Annotated in this window: 16 protein-coding genes; 10 read left to right on the top strand and 6 right to left on the bottom strand. The window is 64.1% G+C overall.

Annotation, left to right across the window (positions count from 1 at the left end):
* Window positions 1-35 precede the first annotated feature (35 nt).
* Genes glp through moaE form a run of 3 tightly spaced genes read left to right on the top strand, consistent with a single transcriptional unit; the run spans window position 36 to window position 2059 of the window.
* Entirely contained in the window at window positions 36-1247 is a 1212-nt protein-coding gene (glp, locus tag ACIPHM_RS02855; RefSeq protein ID WP_400324399.1) for a gephyrin-like molybdotransferase Glp, read from the top strand.
* A 45-nt stretch (window positions 1248-1292) separates the two neighbouring features.
* A complete protein-coding gene (gene moaD / locus ACIPHM_RS02850; protein ID WP_400324397.1) occupies window positions 1293-1553 on the top strand; it encodes a molybdopterin converting factor subunit 1 in 261 nt (86 codons plus the stop codon).
* 41 nt (window positions 1554-1594) lie between these two features.
* On the top strand, window positions 1595-2059 hold the full coding sequence (moaE, locus tag ACIPHM_RS02845) for a molybdopterin synthase catalytic subunit MoaE (protein ID WP_400324395.1): 465 nt from the start codon (window positions 1595-1597) through the stop codon (window positions 2057-2059).
* 87 nt (window positions 2060-2146) lie between these two features.
* Here the strand turns inward: moaE and ACIPHM_RS02840 are convergent, their stop codons facing one another.
* A complete protein-coding gene (locus tag ACIPHM_RS02840; protein WP_400324393.1) occupies window positions 2147-2719 on the bottom strand; it encodes a group III truncated hemoglobin in 573 nt (190 codons plus the stop codon).
* 250 nt (window positions 2720-2969) lie between these two features.
* Between ACIPHM_RS02840 and clpB the strand changes: the two genes are divergently transcribed.
* The 4 genes from clpB (at window position 2970) to ACIPHM_RS02820 (ending at window position 8591) form a co-directional block, all read left to right on the top strand.
* Complete coding sequence (gene clpB / locus ACIPHM_RS02835) at window positions 2970-5597, top strand: ATP-dependent chaperone ClpB (RefSeq protein ID WP_400324391.1); 2628 nt, start codon at window positions 2970-2972, stop codon at window positions 5595-5597.
* A 115-nt stretch (window positions 5598-5712) separates the two neighbouring features.
* Complete coding sequence (locus tag ACIPHM_RS02830; RefSeq protein ID WP_400324389.1) at window positions 5713-6540, top strand: DUF2306 domain-containing protein; 828 nt, start codon at window positions 5713-5715, stop codon at window positions 6538-6540.
* A 5-nt stretch (window positions 6541-6545) separates the two neighbouring features.
* Window positions 6546-7739, top strand: a complete 1194-nt coding sequence (locus tag ACIPHM_RS02825; protein ID WP_400324387.1) for a sensor histidine kinase — start codon at window positions 6546-6548, stop codon at window positions 7737-7739.
* 27 nt (window positions 7740-7766) lie between these two features.
* The gene (locus ACIPHM_RS02820) at window positions 7767-8591 is read left to right on the top strand and encodes a LytR/AlgR family response regulator transcription factor (protein WP_400324385.1); all 825 of its coding nucleotides are present in this window, start codon (window positions 7767-7769) and stop codon (window positions 8589-8591) included.
* Here ACIPHM_RS02820 and ACIPHM_RS02815 read toward each other — a convergent pair.
* Window positions 8554-9453: an AraC family transcriptional regulator gene (locus tag ACIPHM_RS02815; RefSeq protein WP_400324383.1), complete on the bottom strand. Its 900-nt coding sequence runs from the start codon at window positions 9451-9453 to the stop codon at window positions 8554-8556. The genes ACIPHM_RS02820 and ACIPHM_RS02815 overlap by 38 nt on opposite strands.
* A 72-nt stretch (window positions 9454-9525) precedes the next feature.
* Here ACIPHM_RS02815 and ACIPHM_RS02810 point away from each other — a divergent pair, with 72 nt between their 5' ends.
* On the top strand, window positions 9526-10014 hold the full coding sequence (locus ACIPHM_RS02810; RefSeq protein WP_400324381.1) for a gamma-glutamylcyclotransferase: 489 nt from the start codon (window positions 9526-9528) through the stop codon (window positions 10012-10014).
* A 50-nt stretch (window positions 10015-10064) separates the two neighbouring features.
* Here the strand turns inward: ACIPHM_RS02810 and ACIPHM_RS02805 are convergent, their stop codons facing one another.
* On the bottom strand, window positions 10065-10871 hold the full coding sequence (locus tag ACIPHM_RS02805; protein ID WP_400324379.1) for a VUT family protein: 807 nt from the start codon (window positions 10869-10871) through the stop codon (window positions 10065-10067).
* A 32-nt stretch (window positions 10872-10903) separates the two neighbouring features.
* The gene (locus ACIPHM_RS02800) at window positions 10904-11770 is read right to left on the bottom strand and encodes an NADPH-dependent 7-cyano-7-deazaguanine reductase QueF (protein WP_400324377.1); all 867 of its coding nucleotides are present in this window, start codon (window positions 11768-11770) and stop codon (window positions 10904-10906) included.
* A gap of 243 nt (window positions 11771-12013) precedes the next feature.
* Between ACIPHM_RS02800 and ACIPHM_RS02795 the strand changes: the two genes are divergently transcribed.
* Window positions 12014-12925, top strand: a complete 912-nt coding sequence (locus tag ACIPHM_RS02795) for a DMT family transporter (protein WP_400324375.1) — start codon at window positions 12014-12016, stop codon at window positions 12923-12925.
* Window positions 12926-13351: 426 nt separating this feature from the next.
* Window positions 13352-14674, top strand: coding sequence for an isocitrate lyase (gene aceA / locus ACIPHM_RS02790; protein ID WP_400324373.1), 1323 nt, complete (start codon window positions 13352-13354; stop codon window positions 14672-14674).
* A 244-nt stretch (window positions 14675-14918) separates the two neighbouring features.
* Here aceA and ACIPHM_RS02785 read toward each other — a convergent pair whose 3' ends face one another.
* Window positions 14919-15353 carry a universal stress protein gene (locus ACIPHM_RS02785; RefSeq protein WP_400325292.1) on the bottom strand — a complete coding sequence of 145 codons (435 nt, stop codon included), beginning with the start codon at window positions 15351-15353 and terminating at the stop codon, window positions 14919-14921.
* Between the two features lie 360 nt (window positions 15354-15713).
* A complete protein-coding gene (locus tag ACIPHM_RS02780; RefSeq protein ID WP_400324371.1) occupies window positions 15714-16655 on the bottom strand; it encodes a LysR family transcriptional regulator in 942 nt (313 codons plus the stop codon).
* Between the last annotated feature and the right edge of the window lie 103 nt (window positions 16656-16758).

Raw genomic sequence — 16758 nt, 5'->3', positions numbered from 1 at the left:
CCGACGCTCCGTTCTCTGACTTCCGGGCCATTTGCATGCTGAGTACACAAGAAGCCCTCGACGCCGTGCTGGCGGCGGCTCATCCGCTGGACCAGTGCGAAACGGTCGATACGCTCGCGGCCAATGGCCGGGTGCTGGCGGCCGACGTCGTCGCCACGCTCGATGTCCCGCCGATGGACACGAGCGCGATGGATGGCTACGCCGTGCGCGTTGCCGACCTGACGGGCGCCGAGACGGTGCTGCCGGTCTCGCAGCGCATTCCTGCCGGTCACGCCCCCGGGCCGCTCGCCAGCGGCACGGCGGCGCGCATCTTCACCGGCGCGCCGGTGCCGCAGGGTGCCGACGCCGTTGTTATGCAGGAGCAGTGCGAGACGCGCGACGACGGTACGGTCGTGATTCGTCACACGCCGGCCGTGGGCGAGTTCGTCAACCGGCAGGGCGCCGATATTCGCCGCGACAGCGTGGTGCTTGCCGCCGGAACACGGCTGCGTGCGAGCGCGCTGGGGTTGGCGGCGTCGGTCGGCATCGCGAAGCTTCAGGTGTCCCGGCGTCTGCGCGTGGCCGTGTTTTTCACCGGCGACGAGCTGACGATGCCCGGCGAGACGTTGCGTCCGGGCAGCATCTACAACTCCAACCGCTTTGTGCTGCGCAGCCTGCTGGAGAATCTCGGCTGCGAGATGACCGATTACGGCATCGTCCCGGACAATCTGGCGGCCACGCGCGCGATCCTGCGCGACGCTGCGCGCGGCAACGACCTGATCATTACGTCCGGCGGTGTGTCGGTGGGTGAGGAAGATCACGTCAAACCGGCCGTGGAGGCGGAGGGACGGCTCAGCCTGTGGCAGATCGCCCTCAAGCCGGGCAAGCCGCTGGCGTATGGCGAGGTCAATCGGGCCACTGGTGAAACCGCACACTTCATCGGCCTGCCGGGCAATCCGGTGTCGAGTTTCGTGACGTTCCTGCTGTTCGTGCGTCCGTTCATCCTGCGTCTGCAAGGGATGAAGGACGTGACGCCGCGCCGCATCGCCATGCGTGCCGATTTCACGCAGACGAAGGCGGATCGCCGCAACGAGTTCGTGCGGGCCCGTCTGAACGATCAGGGCGGCCTCGAAGCCTTCCCGAACCAGAGCTCGGCGGTGCTGACCTCGACTGTCTGGGGCGACGGCCTCATCGACAACCCGCCGGGCCATCGCATCGAAGCGGGGCAGACGGTCGCCTTCGTGCCGTTCTCCGACCTTCTATATTGAGAGACAGGTAGAGGTACGCTGTTTGCGTGGCGTGCCGGCCAGACTATGCAGATTGATCTTCGTTTTTTCGCCAGCGTCCGTGAGGCGCTGAATGTTGCTGAGGAACGTGTGGATGCCGTGCCTGCCGGGATTGCCACGGTGGGAGACGTGCGCGAATGGCTGTGCACGCGCGGCCCGGTCTGGGCCGAGACGCTCGGTCCGCAGCGCTCGCTGCGCATGGCGCTCAATCACACGATGGTGCCCGCATCGACGCGTTTGACCGAAGGCTGCGAAGTCGCGTTCTTCCCGCCGGTGACGGGCGGCTGAGCCGCAACGGGCGCCGACGCCAGCAGACAGGAGACACCCCCATGCCGATTCGCGTTCAGACCGAGGATTTCGACCTGTCGGAGGAGATTCGACGCCTGCGTGCGGACGATCTGCGCGTGGGCGCGGTCGCGACCTTCGTGGGCACCGTGCGCGATCTGAATGATGGCAAGGACGTCTCGCGCATGACGCTGGAGCACTATCCGGGCATGACGGAGAAGGCGCTGGAGGCGATCGTCGCGCAGGCCCGCGAACGCTGGCGTCTGTTCGACGCGCTGGTGATCCATCGCTACGGCGAACTGGGGCCGGGGGACCAGATCGTGCTGGTCGCTGTCACGTCGGCGCATCGCGGCGATGCCTTCGCCGCGTGCGAGTTCATCATGGACTATCTGAAGACCGAAGCGCCGTTCTGGAAGAAGGAGTCGACGCCGCAAGGCGAGCGCTGGGTCGACGCCCGTGAGACCGACACCGCCGCGCGTGAGCGCTGGGTGGGTGGCGAGAAGTCCTGAAACCTTCCGAGACGACTCGCAATTCCCTGAATCTTCCGCTTTACTTTCTATAACATCGGCGAATGCCAAGTAACTTCGTCGATCGTGTCATTCATGTTGCCGAGCCGCTCGTCTTTGCTTGATGCTGTCGAGCAGCGCCCGTTGCGCTGGCGGCAGCGTGTATTCCCATCCGAACAGGTTCAACTGAAGGCTCTCCGCGATGCGGATGGCCGGTTCCGCGAACGCGAAGGCGGCCTGCGGTTCGAATAGCTTGTCCAGCGTATCGAAGAAGAGGGCGAGCCAGCGGCTGAAGTGCTCGCCGCTCAGGTGCCCGAAGGGCTGATGCGCCTGCGTCACATTGCCGCGGTAGCGTTTGGCACCGAGCACGATGCTGGACCAGAACGCGACCATCTTTTCCAGATGCATGTCCCAGCGGCCTTCGAGGGCTTGCCGGAATATGGGGCCGAGCAGGTCGTCGTCGCGGATGCGTCCGTAGAACGTGTGGACCAGCAGGCGGACGGCGTCCTCGTCGATCTCGGCGAGGCGCGTGGCGGGCCAATCGGTGAGGGGCTGGGCGGCGGGGAGGTCGGTCGTTTGACGGGACGTTGCGGCAGACATTTCGGCGGAGATTCGAGCGGGCACTGCGGTCATTCGGGGCGTTTCGGCGGCCGGACGACGCATGGTGCGGCGTGCTGAAAGTGGCTATTATGACCTTCAAATCCGGGCGTGTCCTGCGCTGGCGCGCAACACCGTACGGCGCCACGTCACGCTCTGCGGTTGCGCAGCGGCGATGTCCCCGCCGCTGCAAGCCTTGCCACCAAGCATCGTCCGGTGTCGCGCGAAATGCCCATCGTCGCGCTGTAATGCCCCTTGAAACCGCCGGGGATTGTCCGCACATCCGATCCAGAGAGATTTCTTACCGGAGCACTAGATGCGACAAGACAAATTCACCACGCAGTTCCTGGAAGCGCTGGCTGATGCCCAAAGCATGGCAGTCGGTCGCGACCAGCAATACATCGAGCCGCTGCACCTTCTCGCCGCGCTGATCGCACAACCCGAGGGCGCTGCGCGCTCGTTGCTGCAACGCGCAGGCGTGCAGGTCCAGCCGCTGGCGCACGACATCGAGACAGCCATCGCGAAGCTGCCGCAGGTGCAGGGCACCGACGGCAACGTGCAGGTCAGCCGCGAGCTCGCAGGCCTGCTCAATCAGGCCGACAAGGAAGCGCAGAAGCACGGCGACAGCTACATCGCCAGCGAAATGTTCCTGCTCGCGCTCGCCGACGACAAGGGCGACACGGGCAAGCTCGCTCGCGCTCGCGGCCTTACGCGCAAATCGCTGCAAGCCGCCATCGAAGGCGTGCGTGGCGGCGCGTCCGTCAATAGTCAGGATGCCGAAAGTCAGCGCGAAGCCCTCAAGAAGTACACGCTTGATCTGACCGAGCGCGCCGCGTCGGGCAAGCTCGATCCGGTGATCGGCCGCGACGACGAAATTCGTCGCACGATCCAGATCCTGCAACGCCGCACGAAGAACAACCCGGTGCTCATCGGTGAGCCGGGCGTGGGCAAGACCGCGATCGTGGAAGGGCTCGCGCAGCGCATCGTCAATGGCGAAGTGCCGGAATCGCTCAAGAACAAGCGCGTGCTCTCGCTCGACATGGCCGGGCTGCTTGCGGGCGCGAAGTTCCGCGGCGAATTCGAAGAGCGTCTGAAGAGCGTGTTGAGCGACATCGCCAAGGACGAAGGCCGCACGATCCTCTTCATCGACGAAATTCACACGATGGTCGGTGCGGGCAAGGCCGAAGGTGCGATGGACGCGGGCAATATGCTCAAGCCGGCGCTCGCGCGCGGTGAGCTGCATTGCATCGGTGCGACCACGCTCGACGAATATCGCAAGTACATCGAGAAGGATGCCGCGCTGGAGCGTCGTTTCCAGAAGGTGCTCGTCGAAGAGCCGAGCGTCGAGGCGACCATTGCGATTCTGCGCGGCTTGCAGGAGAAGTACGAACTGCACCACGGCGTGGAGATCACCGACCCGGCCATCGTGGCCGCAGCGGAGCTCAGCCAGCGCTACATCACCGACCGCTTCCTGCCGGACAAGGCCATCGACCTGATCGATGAGGCAGCGTCGAAGATCAAGATGGAAATCGACTCGAAGCCGGAAGTGATGGACAAGCTCGATCGTCGTCTGATCCAGTTGAAGATCGAGCGCGAGGCCGTCAAGAAGGAAACGGACGAGGCTTCGCAGAAGCGTCTGGGCCTGATCGAGGAAGAGATTTCGCGTCTGGCGCGCGAGTACGCCGATCTCGAAGAAGTGTGGACGGCCGAGAAGGCCGCCGTGCAGGGCAGCGCGCAGGTCAAGGAAGAGATCGACCGCGTGCGTGCCGAGATCGCGAAGCTGCAACGCGAAGGCAAGCTCGACAAGGTGGCCGAACTGCAATATGGCAAGCTGCCGCAACTCGAAGCGCGGTTGAAGGACGCCGATGCCGCCGCCGCAGCGGGCCAGCAAGTGCAGCCGCGTTTGTTGCGCACGCAGGTGGGCACCGAGGAGATTGCGGAAGTCATCTCGCGCGCCACGGGCATTCCCGTGTCGAAGATGATGCAGGGCGAGCGCGAGAAGCTGCTCAACATGGAAGGCAAGCTGCACGAGCGTGTGGTGGGGCAGGACGAGGCGATTACCGCCGTGGCCGACGCCATCCGCCGCTCGCGTGCCGGGCTGTCGGACCCGGATCGTCCGTACGGCTCGTTCCTGTTCCTCGGGCCGACCGGTGTGGGCAAGACCGAACTGTGCAAGGCGCTCGCCATGTTCCTGTTCGATTCGGAGGAGCACCTCATCCGCATCGACATGAGCGAGTTCATGGAGAAGCACAGCGTGGCGCGTCTGATCGGTGCGCCTCCGGGCTACGTCGGTTACGAGGAAGGCGGTTATCTGACGGAAGCCGTGCGTCGCAAGCCGTACAGCGTGATCCTGCTCGACGAAGTCGAGAAGGCGCACCCGGACGTCTTCAACGTGCTGCTGCAAGTGCTTGACGACGGTCGCATGACGGACGGTCAGGGACGCACCGTGGACTTCAAGAACACGGTGATCGTGATGACGTCGAACCTCGGGTCGTCAATGATTCAGTCGATGGTCGGCGAGCCGCAGGACCGGATCAAGGACGCTGTGTGGACGGAGATCAAGGAGCACTTCCGTCCCGAGTTCCTGAACCGGATCGACGAAGTCGTGGTATTCCACGGGCTCGACCAGAAGCATATCGAGTCGATTGCCACGATCCAGATCGAGATCCTGCGTCGACGTCTGGCCAAGCTCGACATGAACCTCGAGATCACCAAGGCGGCGCTCACGCATGTGGCACGCGAAGGTTTCGACCCGGTGTATGGCGCCCGGCCGCTCAAGCGGGCGATTCAGCAGGAGATCGAGAATCCGGTCGCCAAGCTGGTCCTCGCGGGCAAGTTCGGGCCGAAGGATACGATCCCGGTCGACTGGCGCAACGGACGCTTTACCTTCGATGGCGAGACCGCCGCGCAGGTGAGCAAAGAGACCGAGGCGGCTGCCGAGTAAGCCTGGGCGTAGCCCGCTGATTCATTGCCGCATGGGGTCGTCGCACCTCCCCGCGTTCCGCTAAGGACGCGGGGATTTTTTTGCCTGTTTTTTACACGTGCCGCGGTGCATCGTCGTGTCACAATCGTCGGCGAAAATGCGCGACCGCCGCATTGGCTCGCCGGATGGCCGCACGGCCGTGTCTGGCTTCGCTTTCGGCGCCGTCCGTTCGCGCCAGGCTGATGCGGTTGGCGGCTGGGGAGGGCCGTTCGTCGCACGCGGGATGCGTGCGGCACGGCAGGTTCTTATCGTCAGGCCATGTATCGAACTCAATGAGGACGTTATGGCGACGATTGTGGGAATTCACCTAACTGCAGCGGTAGTGGCGGTGATGTTGGGCGTGGGTATTCTACTCATGCGGCGTGGCACGCCACGGCACCGCTGGATGGGCCGCCTGTGGGTGGCGGCAATGGCGGTGACGGCGACGACGAGCTTCGGCATTCGCGAGCTTGGCGCGGGACATCTGTCGTGGCTGCACGCGCTCTCGGCTTATGTGCTGGTGAGTCTGGTGCTGGCGGTGCTGGCGATTCGCCGGCGCAACGTGATCGCGCATCGGCGGCAGATGCTGGGCTTGTATGCCGGACTGGTGATCGCAGGAGTCGCGGCCGTGGCAGTCCCCGGGCGAACGCTCAGCAATGCGCTCGCGCAGATGTGGCACCATGAGGCAACGCAAGCGGTGTCTGGCACGACGCAGGACGCAAACCGTGGGGCGCGCGACCGCCATGATGCGAGGGCCGTAAGCGAAGGAAACTACGGCAGCGATAGAAGCCACAGAAGCGAAATCGGCGATAAGCAAGCAGGGGCATTAAAACAAACGTCTGGAGAAACGCAAACGGGGCTGAAGTCCGGGCCGGGCCTGCTCGCCATGACGAGTGCCGTCGGGCCGCAGGACGCACGAAAATGACGTCGATGATGAAATTACCGCAATCCGCCCAGTCCGAGCAGACCGCACAGGCTTCTTCGCTCTCCCACATGGCGCCCGTCAAAGCGACGCGCGGCCTGTGGCAGACGTTTTGGCGCGAACTGGCGGGCGTGTTGCTTTTCAACACGGCCATTGCGTTGATGCTCTGGTTCATCGGCTACGGCGGTTCGTTCGTGCAGAACCTCGTTTTCAGTCAGTGCATCGGTATTGCCATCACAGTATTCGTGGACGGCGGCCGCCGCGCGATCTGGCGCGACGCGACACCGTCGATGGTGTGGTTTCTGCTGCTGGTCGTGCTCGGCTGCGCGGCCGGGCTGGTCGTGGGCATCGCCACGGGCACGGTGCTGCTCGGCCTGCCTATATCGATGTGGCGGCCAGTCAACGGGCATGCCTTGCCTGTCGTCCTGTTGATCGCACTGATTGCGACGGCCATCGGCAGTTATCACGGCTGGTCGCGGGCGCGGATCTCGCAATTGCGTGAGGCGACGGCGCAACAGGCGCTGCGCGAAGCGGCCGCGGACAAGCAACTCGTGCACGCGCAGCTTCAGACGCTGCAAGCCCAGTTGGAGCCGCATTTCCTTTTCAACGTGCTTGCCAATCTCGACTCGTTGATGGCGAGCGACCCGGCGCGTGCGCGCGTATTGCTCGGGCATCTGAACCGGTTCCTGCGTGCGTCGCTTGCCGCGACGCGCTCGGAGCTCACCACGCTGGCCGACGAATTCGCGCTGCTCGACGAACTGCTGGCGATCCAGCAAGTGCGTTTTGGCGAGCGTCTGCGCTACACGTTCGATCTTCCCGACGAGTGCCGCGCATTATGCGTGCCGCCGATGCTCGTGCAGCCGCTTGTCGAGAATGCTGTCAAGCATGGCGTCGAGCCGCTGGCCGATGGGGCCAGGGTCGACGTGAGCGCCCGGTTGGAGCGCTCAGGGTCGGGGGCTACGCATGTCGTGCTGCGCGTGGCGGACGACGGCGCGGGCTTTGCTGCGAGACCGGCAAGTCATGGCGCGGAGCGCGCCGGCGGCATCGGTCTGACGAATATTCGAGAGCGCCTGCGGGTGCTCTACGGCGACGCCGCGCGCCTCACGCTCAGCGAGGGCGTGCCGCGAGGTGTCGTCGCGACATTGCGCTTGCCCGTGGCGTTGTCCGGGCACCCGGCGGCATCGGGTGGCGCGGTGGCATAGGTTTCTAGTCCCGAGAGAGTGGAGTGCATGACATCCCCCGTCGCCCTGATCGCCGAAGACGAACCGCTGCTCGCCGACGCGCTGCGCACCTTGCTGGCGCAGACGTGGCCCGAGCTGCACGTGCTGCCCGTCGCACCGGACGGCACGTCGGCGATTGCCGCCATTGCACAGTCTCACCCTGACGTGGTGTTTCTCGACATCGCGATGCCCGGCGCCACCGGCATCGACGTCGCGCGTGCGTGTGCACGACTGGCCCGGCCGCCGCAAATCGTCTTTGTGACGGCGTTCGACCGGTTTGCCCTCGATGCTTTCGATGCCGCCGCCGTCGACTATCTGCTCAAGCCCGTGGAGCCGGGGCGTCTCGCGCGCACGGTGGCCCGCGTGCGTGAACGGTTGGCCGCTCCCACGGGTGACACGCTCTCCGCGTTGCTCACGACGTTACGCACGCATCTGGCTGGGGTTGCACCGGTGATGGCAGCCGCACCCGTGGCTCAGGCCCCGGAGCCGGCGGTACCGATGCCTCGTGAGTATCTGCAATTCGTGCGGGCGTCGGTGCGCGACGAGGTTCGTATCGTGCCCGTCGAAGAAATCTGCTTTTTCGAAGCGGCGGACAAATACGTCATGGTGGCGACGATTGACGGCGATCTGCTGATCCGGACCAGCCTGCGCGAGTTGCTGCCGCAGCTCGACCCGTCCCGCTTCTGGCAGGTGCACCGCAGCACGGTGGTCAACGTGAGCGAAGTCGTGAGCGCGCAGCATACGCCGCTGGGCCGTCTCACGCTCAAACTCAAACGCCGCAAGGACCGCGTGGCGGTCAGTCGTCAGTACGCTCACCTGTTCCGGCAGATGTAGCGTCCGGAACGGTGGCGAAGAAGTCGGTGGGCGTGCGTCCGAAAGTCCGCTTGAACATCGCCGAAAACGCACTCTGACTTCGATAACCCAGCTCGCGTGCAATGCGCGCGAGCGGGTACCCCTTCGACGCGAGCGGAATCGCTTGCGCGAGCACCACCTGCTGACGCCACTGCACGAAGCTCATATTGAGTTCCTGGCGGAACAAGCGCCCGATGGTGCGCGGGCTGGCCCCGGCATAACGCGCCCATTGGTCGAGTGTCCAGGTGCGGGCAGGATCGGCCAGCATCGCGTTACACAGCGTGAGCAGTCGCTTGTCGCGCGGCAGCGGCACCTCCAGCGGGAGCGGCGAGGCGCGTCGCAGTTCATCCAGAATCAGGCCGCCGAGCAGTTGCTCGCGAGGCGTGTCGAGTTCCGACTCCGGCACGTCGATGGCGGCGATCAGCTCACGCAGCAATGGCGAGACTTCCACGACCCGGCAGTGATCGAGTCCGGGCGGAATGACGTCCGGATGCACGTACAACGTGCGCAGGTACGACGGCTCGTTGACCTGAAGGCTGTGCTCGATGTCGGGCGGAATCCAGATGGCCCGCGAGGGCGGCACGATCCAGGCGGCGTCGGCCACGGCGATCTGGATCACACCGCGCGGCGTGTACGCGACTTGCGCCCAGGCGTGGCGATGATTGGGCACACGAATGCCGTCGCGCAACGGCCGCGCACGCAGGCGCACCGGACGCTCCGGCGTTGGCGAGTACGACGCCGGCACGACGTACTTGTCGAACTCGCTTTGTTCGGCGGCAGGGGGATCGAGGGCCGGCGGCTCGGTGTCGATCGGACCGGGCGGCGCAGGCATGGGGTTGGGCATGGCGTGAGCGCGACAATTGGGGTTTCATAAGTGTAAACTCGTTGCCTGTCACTTTCGACCTGGATGCCCGTAATGATGACCGCTTCGCGTGATTTGCACGATGTGAACGATGCGAACGATGCTGCCCATTCGCAAGACGAGGCCGTGCATGTCTTCGTCTACGGCACGCTGCGCGCGGGCGAGATCAACGACATGATATGCGCGGCGCAGCGCCACGGCATTGCGGCCCCGGTGTATGTCGGCACGTCCACGCTCGGCGGACAGCTCTATGACTTCGGCCACTATCCGGGCATGGTGCTCGGCGTGGGCGCGGCGGGGCGCGTGAGCGGCGATATCTATCGCATTCCGGCGGCGCTGATCCCCGTGCTCGATGAAATCGAAGCCGTCTACCCCGGGGAGGCGGGGCTGTTCGTGCGGGAAATGCACGACGTGAGCTGCGACGGCGCGTCATACGCGTGCATTGTCTATTCGGTGAGCGCGTCGGCGGTCGGCCAGTTGCCGCAGATCCCCGGCGGTGACTGGGTGGCGTATCGCCGCGCGCGGGAGGCGAACGCGGCGTGAGCGTCGGTCCGCAACGTCAGGGGGGACGAATGAAACCCGCCTGACGCGAGCTACTGACTACCGACCGACGTTTCCACCGCAGGCTCGGGCACCGGCACCCGGAAGCCGAACGGATTGAGCGAGGTGCCGACGTCGTAGTGATCGATGCCGTCCGTGCGCTTGAGCCAGCGCGCCAGACCGATCGTTGCGGGCAGCACCAGCCACTGCAACGCGCACTTGAAGACGAATTCGACCCCGGCCATTCGCGCCATCGCCTCGACGTCGAGCACATAAGCGAACGCCACGACCACAAAGACGATCGAGTCCAGCGCTGCGGCCAGCGCGCTGGCCGCCATGAAGCGCAGACTCGCCAGACGACCGTGCATCGCGATCTTCATGCGCGCCAGCGTGGCCGCGTTCGCAAACTCTCCCACGAGACACGCCGACACGGACGCCAGAAACATATGCGCGATGGCCTCGAACCAGTGGCGCTGCACCTCGTCGGTGAAACCGGTCTGCTCGGCCCACGCTGCGTCCGTCGGCAGCATGGCCATCACCCACAGAAACGCCAGCATTACCAGATTGGCCCCCAGTCCGCTCCAGATCACCACGCGGCTAATGCGATAGCCGTAGACCTCGGTCAGTACCGATGAGAACAGATAGGCGAACGGGAAGCTGAGGAGCGCGGCCGAGACCGTAAGGCGCAACGGTTCGTTTGTCACCGCCCATGGCAGCGGGATCTCGCACACGCGCGCGCCCATCGCGTTCGAGATCAGAAGGAAGCTGACGAAGCCGATCGCCAGCACGATGACGGCGGGGGTGATGCGAGTCGCCTGACGGCCGTACGGAACGGCGGCGGCAGATGGCGTCGATGCCATATCGTTTCTTGCGGTTGTTGCGTTCATTGCGTTTATTGACGAACGGTGCGGATATTGGTGATGGCCGTGGCATGCGTCGAGCGCACCGGGTTGATGTCGATACCGTGGCGTCGCGTGAAGCGGGCGCCGACAACGAGCCGTGCCGGCGAGCATCGCGCGAGGATATCGGAGAAGAGCGTTTCCACGCATTGCTCGATGTACATCTCGCTGTCGCGATACGACAGCACGTAAGCGAGCAGGGCGCGACGGCAAATCGGCGTGCCGGTGTAGTCGAACCACACCGTGCCGTAATCGACGCCACCGCTGAGCGGACACCGCACGCTCAGCAGGTCCGAGCTCAGGCATTCGTGCACGGGGGAGGCGAGCGCTGCGTCGGCGTCGTGCACATGACACAAGAGATCGGCTTGCACGCCGCCGCGCACCACGCCGACCGGTTCCGAATCCAGCGTCTGCACGAGGGGGCCGCACGCAATAGTGCTACGCACCGCCTGACGCACGGGCGTCGTGCGAACCAGAACATACGCCCCTAAACACTGCGACAATTCGCCTGCCACGTGCGCTTCGAGCGCGTCCGTCGATTCGAAACCATGCTCGCGCAGTGCCAGGAAATAGCGTTGGGCGTCCGCCATTTCAAGGGTGTACGGGGAGTCGCACGGAATCACCAGTTCCACCACGGCGATCTGCGGGCGCTCGTGCATGTCGAGCCAACTGACTTCGTAGTGATTCCAGAGGTCGTAGCCACGTGGTGCGGCGACGGGCGACGTTTCCCGGCATCGAAGTCGCGTTCGAGGGATGGGGTGAAGCGTGGCGCCCAGACGCAGGCGTGACGGCAGGGCCGTGTTGCCGCCATCGTCAGGCGTGCCGTGCTGCGCTGGACGGCGCGAATCGCGATATGTCATGTCGTATGAAAATTTCCGAACGGTCGAATCACGACCATATCGTGCGACGTCTCGGACGCTCAATGCGACGATTCCGAAAAATGGCGAATGCAAATCTCGATTTTCCCGGGGGCGAGCCGACCAGGAATGACGTTCCAGGGCGTGCCGCCATGTCCGAATATGACCAGCGTCTCCGGCGCCGATATGGGACGATTCACACATTCCGATTCTCTCCGGGCGGTCAATCGCGCCGTCCATTCGACCATGCGTTCATCCGATATTGCCCGTTTGCTGATGCTCTCCGCCATCTGGGGCGCGAGCTTTCTTTTCATGCGCATCATCGTGCCCGCGCTCGGGCCGCTGCCTACGGCGTTCTTTCGCGTGACGCTCGGGGCCATCGGTCTGGCCGTGATCCTGCTCGCGTTGCGCGTTCGCTGGGAGTTCAAGGGATTGCTGGGGGCGTCGATGGTGCTCGGCGTCATCAACTCCGGCATCCCGTTTGTCATGTATTGCCTCGCTGCGCGCGTGCTGCCCGCGGGGTACTCCGCGATCCTCAACGCCACTACGCCGATGATGGGGGTTGTCATTGGTTCGCTGTTCTTCCGGGAGCGGCTGACCTCGGCGAAGGGATGGGGCGTGCTGCTGGGCCTCGCGGGGGTGGCCGTGCTCACGCGCACCGGGCCGGTCTCCATGTCGGGGCCGGTGCTCATGGGGGCGCTGGCGTGTCTGGTCGCGACGTCCTGCTATGGGCTCGCGGGGTATCTCACCAAGCGCTGGATTACCGAGCGGGGCGGCCTCGACGCGAAGCTCGTCGCGTTCGGCAGCCAACTCGGAGCGGCTGTCGTGCTGCTGCCGTTCTTCGGTTACGTATCTGCCACGTCCGGGATTCCCGGGCCAGCCACGCCGGGTGTCTGGGCGTCGATGGCCGCGCTCGGGTTTCTGTGCAGCGCGGTGGCGTACATGCTGTTCTTCCGTCTGATCGCGGATCTGGGGCCGTTGCGCTCGCTGACCGTGACTTTCCTCATCCCCCCGTTCGGCGTGCTGTGGGGCGCACTGTTCCTGAATGAAGCGGTCACCATGGCGCATCTGTTCGGTGGATGCTTCATTGCACTGGCCGTCTGGCTGGTGTGCAAGCCGCCCAAGGCCGTGCCATCCGTGAGCCGCGCGGGCTCATAAAACTGCCGGATTTGCCTCGCGCGGAGCACTGATGCGGCGCCAGGCACGGGGTTATGTCGCCGGCGCCACGTACGGCGCCATATCGCGTCTCTCAAGGTCGATGACCCTCGTCATCGGCCTTTTTCATGATGTGGAATGTCTTTGCGGTGCGTAAAAATTTGCGCTGCTTGGCACAACATCCGTATTTCAGGAAGGAAAATAACGTTTCACATCAAGAAATTATTTTGTTATGTGGTTGATTTTAATAAATAAAAAATATGACATGAGACGCTGATTCGTTCTGTTGCGTTGCGTGAGAAATCCCTAAACTCTTATACAAGACCTGCTGATCTTGAGGCGTCGAAAGCGGTCAACCGCGGTCCCGACGAGCGCAAGACAGCAAAGAGTCACTTTTTTATTTGTATCGAGAAACCAGGAGAGATCATCATGACGACGCGCCAAGAACAGGTGAAGCAACTCGAACAAGACTGGGCGAACAACCCGCGCTGGACGGGGATCAAGCGTGGCTACTCGGCCGAAGACGTGGTGCGTCTGCGCGGTTCGATCCAGCCGGAACAAACGCTCGCTCGCCGTGGCGCGGAGCGTCTGTGGAGCATGATTAACGACGAGCCGTTCGTGAACGCCCTCGGCGCGCTCACCGGTAACCAGGCCATGCAGCAGGTCAAGGCCGGCCTGAAGGCCATCTACCTGTCGGGCTGGCAAGTGGCGGGCGACGCCAACCTCGCGGGCGAAATGTACCCGGACCAGTCGCTGTACCCGGCCAACTCGGTGCCGCAAGTCGTGCGCCGCATCAACAACACCTTCACGCGCGCTGACCAGATTCAATGGTCGGAAGGCAAGAATCCGGGCGACGAAGGCTATATCGATTACTTCGCCCCCATCGTGGCCGACGCGGAAGCGGGCTTCGGCGGCGTGCTCAACGCCTTCGAACTGATGAAGGCGATGGTCGAAGCGGGCGCCGGTGGCGTGCACTTCGAAGATCAACTCGCATCGGTCAAGAAGTGCGGCCATATGGGCGGCAAGGTGCTCGTGCCGACGCGCGAAGCTGTTGCCAAGCTGGTGGCGGCGCGTCTCGCAGCCGACGTGCTCGGCGTGCCGACGGTGCTGATCGCCCGTACCGATGCCGAAGCGGCGGACCTGATCACCGCCGACGTCGATCCGACCGACCAGCCGTTCTGCACCGGCGAGCGCACGGTCGAAGGTTTTTACCGCACGCGCAACGGCCTCGACCAGGCGATTGCCCGCGGTCTGGCCTACGCACCGTACGCCGATCTGGTGTGGTGCGAAACCGGCAAGCCGGATCTCGAATTCGCCAAGCAGTTCGCCGAGGGTATCCACAAGCACTTCCCGGGCAAGATGCTTTCGTACAACTGCTCGCCGTCGTTCAACTGGAAGAAGAATCTCGACGACGCGACCATCGCCAAGTTCCAGAAGGAACTCGGCGCCATGGGTTACAAGTTCCAGTTCATCACGCTGGCCGGCTTCCACAGCCTGAACTACTCGATGTTCAATCTGGCGCACGGTTATGCCCGCCGTCAGATGAGCGCCTTCGTGGAGTTGCAGGAGGCCGAATTCGCGGCCGCCGACAAGGGCTTCACGGCAGTCAAGCATCAGCGCGAGGTGGGTACGGGCTACTTCGATGCCGTCACGCAAACGATCGAGCGCGACGCATCGACCACGGCCCTGAAGGGTTCGACGGAGGACGAACAGTTCTTCGACGAAAAGAAGGCGCAGGTCAAGGCAGCCTGACAGGGCTGAGGGAGGGCGCGATGCGAGCGCCAGTCTCGATGCGCGTGGGGGCACGTCGTCGACTGGCACAGCGTGTGGCGTCATGACCGCGCGTCCGGCCTATCCGGCCGGGGCAACTCTGACGGCGTTCCCGTCGCCGTGAGGGTTGCCGTGCATGCCTGAACGAGAAGAGGCCCGTGAGCTTATCCCGCTCACGGGCTTTTTTTCATGGGGGCATGTGTTGTTGCCGCATGCGCCGCCGGAGTCACCGGTAGACGAGCACCGGAATCTTGGAGTGCACCAGAACGCGTTGCGTCTCGCTACCGAGCAACAGGCTCGTGAGCCCGCGCCGGCCGTGCGATGCCATCAGAATGACGTCGCAGCCATGGCGTTCTGCGGCATCGATGATGCCCAGATACGGGGCGGGGAAGGTGGAACTGTCGCGGTCGAAGGGCACGCCTGCGGCGGCGGCGGCCTTGGCCAGTTCGTCGAGATGCGCGCACGCCTCTTCGGCGATGCGTTCGCTGAACGTGGCCGGTGCTTCAAGCACATATTCGCTGAACGGCGAATAGGGATACTCGGCGAGGCAACAATAGCCGGTCACTTTGGCGTTCAGGGCTCGCGCCAGTTCGAGTCCGCCGGTGACGGCTTTTTCGGATAGCTCCGAGCCATCGGTCGGAATGAGGATGTGGGTAAACAACATATGACCTCCCGCAGTTGGCGTTGCTGAACACGCGTTCACAGGCTCGCGCAGGTATTACGGTCTCGCACCCAGTCCGCTGTCGTGTAACGCACGATGCCACCTATGCATCGCCAGCAGACCCTTCGCTTCGATTCTATGGCGTTGGCGCGATGCAGCAACGGGGGCAAACCCGCAAACCCCATATCCCCGCCGCCGACGTCTCAAGGAAAACCCAATCGTGGCATCCCGACATCCCGCACGTCTCGTACGCGTATGAATGCCGCGAAATCGATACCGCGGCATGCCCACTCTTAGGCGTCATCCCGGTGTAGATATCAGACGGGGCGTACGTAGCAAACGTTCCTCGTGCGCCCTGCGTCAGATCGACACGTCTTGCGCCGCGTTCTGGGGCAGGTCGTCCTGCCAGTAGGCCGAGCTGCCGTACTGGTGTTTCAGGTGATCGATGAACAGGCGAACCCGTAGCGGAAGATGCCGACGCTGCGCAAACACGGCGTGAATGCCAATGGGCGGGGCGGCGAACGCGTCCAGCACGCTTACCAGACGGCCGGCCCGGATGTCGTCGCCGACTTCCCACCAAGAGCGCCAAGCGAGGCCGTAGCCGTCGAGACACCAATCGTGCAGCACCGCGCCGTCAGTGCACTCCATGGTGCCGTTCACACGGATGGTGACGACCTTGCCGTTCTGCGCGAAGGTCCAGCCGCGCTGCTGGTTGGCCGTCGCGCCGAACGCGAGGCAGTTGTGACGGGCGAGGGCGTCGAGCGACTCGGGGCGTCCGTGTGCGGCCAGATAGCCCGGCGACGCCACGCACACGCGCCGGGTATCGCCCAAACGCACAGACACGAGGCTGGAATCGGGCAATTCCCCAAGGCGAATGGCGCAGTCGAAGCCCTCGTTGACCAGATCCACGAGCCGGTCGGACAGATCGAGCGTGACGGTGACGTCCGGATGCGACTCGATGAACACCGGCAACAGCGGTGCGACGTGGCGTCGTCCGAACCCGGCCGGCGCCGATAACCGCAGGTGTCCGCTCGCCTTCACGCCACCCGCGGACACCGCTGCCTCGGCGTTGTGCATCTCGTTGAGAATGCGTTGGCAGTCCTCCAGAAACGCCGATCCCTCGAACGTGAGGGTGACGCGCCGGGTCGTGCGCACGAGCAGCTTCACACCGAGCCGGTATTCGAGCGCGTCGATGCGACGCCCGATCACCGCTGGGGCCACGCCTTCCAGCGTTGCTGCGGCCGACAGACTTCCCTTGGCAGCGACGGCAACGAACGTTTCGAATTGTTTGAAGCGATCCATGGGGGGCGATTATGTACTAAAAAGTCATAGATAAAGTGATTTTCATGCGCTTTTATGATGATCGTCATCAATAATAAAATCGTCGGTCAATGCTGGCGGACCA

It is taken from the genome of Pandoraea sp. NPDC087047 (assembly GCF_044745225.1).
Classification (GTDB): Bacteria; Pseudomonadota; Gammaproteobacteria; order Burkholderiales; family Burkholderiaceae; genus Pandoraea.
The sequence above is the reverse complement of the archived record's forward strand: the minus strand, read 5'-3'. Positions and strand labels throughout refer to the sequence as shown.

Bases quoted from the DNA above. Each gene is read 5' to 3' on its own strand.
- glp (WP_400324399.1), top strand. From the start codon at position 36: ATGCTGAGTACACAAGAAGCCCTCGACGCCGTGCTGGCGGCGGCTCAT.
- moaD (WP_400324397.1), top strand. From the start codon at position 1,293: ATGCAGATTGATCTTCGTTTTTTCGCCAGCGTCCGTGAGGCGCTGAAT.
- moaE (WP_400324395.1), top strand. From the start codon at position 1,595: ATGCCGATTCGCGTTCAGACCGAGGATTTCGACCTGTCGGAGGAGATT.
- ACIPHM_RS02840 (WP_400324393.1), bottom strand. From the start codon at position 2,719: ATGCGTCGTCCGGCCGCCGAAACGCCCCGAATGACCGCAGTGCCCGCT.
- clpB (WP_400324391.1), top strand. From the start codon at position 2,970: ATGCGACAAGACAAATTCACCACGCAGTTCCTGGAAGCGCTGGCTGAT.
- ACIPHM_RS02825 (WP_400324387.1), top strand. From the start codon at position 6,546: ATGATGAAATTACCGCAATCCGCCCAGTCCGAGCAGACCGCACAGGCT.
- ACIPHM_RS02820 (WP_400324385.1), top strand. From the start codon at position 7,767: ATGACATCCCCCGTCGCCCTGATCGCCGAAGACGAACCGCTGCTCGCC.
- ACIPHM_RS02815 (WP_400324383.1), bottom strand. From the start codon at position 9,453: ATGCCCAACCCCATGCCTGCGCCGCCCGGTCCGATCGACACCGAGCCG.
- ACIPHM_RS02810 (WP_400324381.1), top strand. From the start codon at position 9,526: ATGATGACCGCTTCGCGTGATTTGCACGATGTGAACGATGCGAACGAT.
- ACIPHM_RS02805 (WP_400324379.1), bottom strand. From the start codon at position 10,871: ATGGCATCGACGCCATCTGCCGCCGCCGTTCCGTACGGCCGTCAGGCG.
- ACIPHM_RS02800 (WP_400324377.1), bottom strand. From the start codon at position 11,770: ATGACATATCGCGATTCGCGCCGTCCAGCGCAGCACGGCACGCCTGAC.
- ACIPHM_RS02795 (WP_400324375.1), top strand. From the start codon at position 12,014: ATGCGTTCATCCGATATTGCCCGTTTGCTGATGCTCTCCGCCATCTGG.
- aceA (WP_400324373.1), top strand. From the start codon at position 13,352: ATGACGACGCGCCAAGAACAGGTGAAGCAACTCGAACAAGACTGGGCG.
- ACIPHM_RS02780 (WP_400324371.1), bottom strand. From the start codon at position 16,655: ATGGATCGCTTCAAACAATTCGAAACGTTCGTTGCCGTCGCTGCCAAG.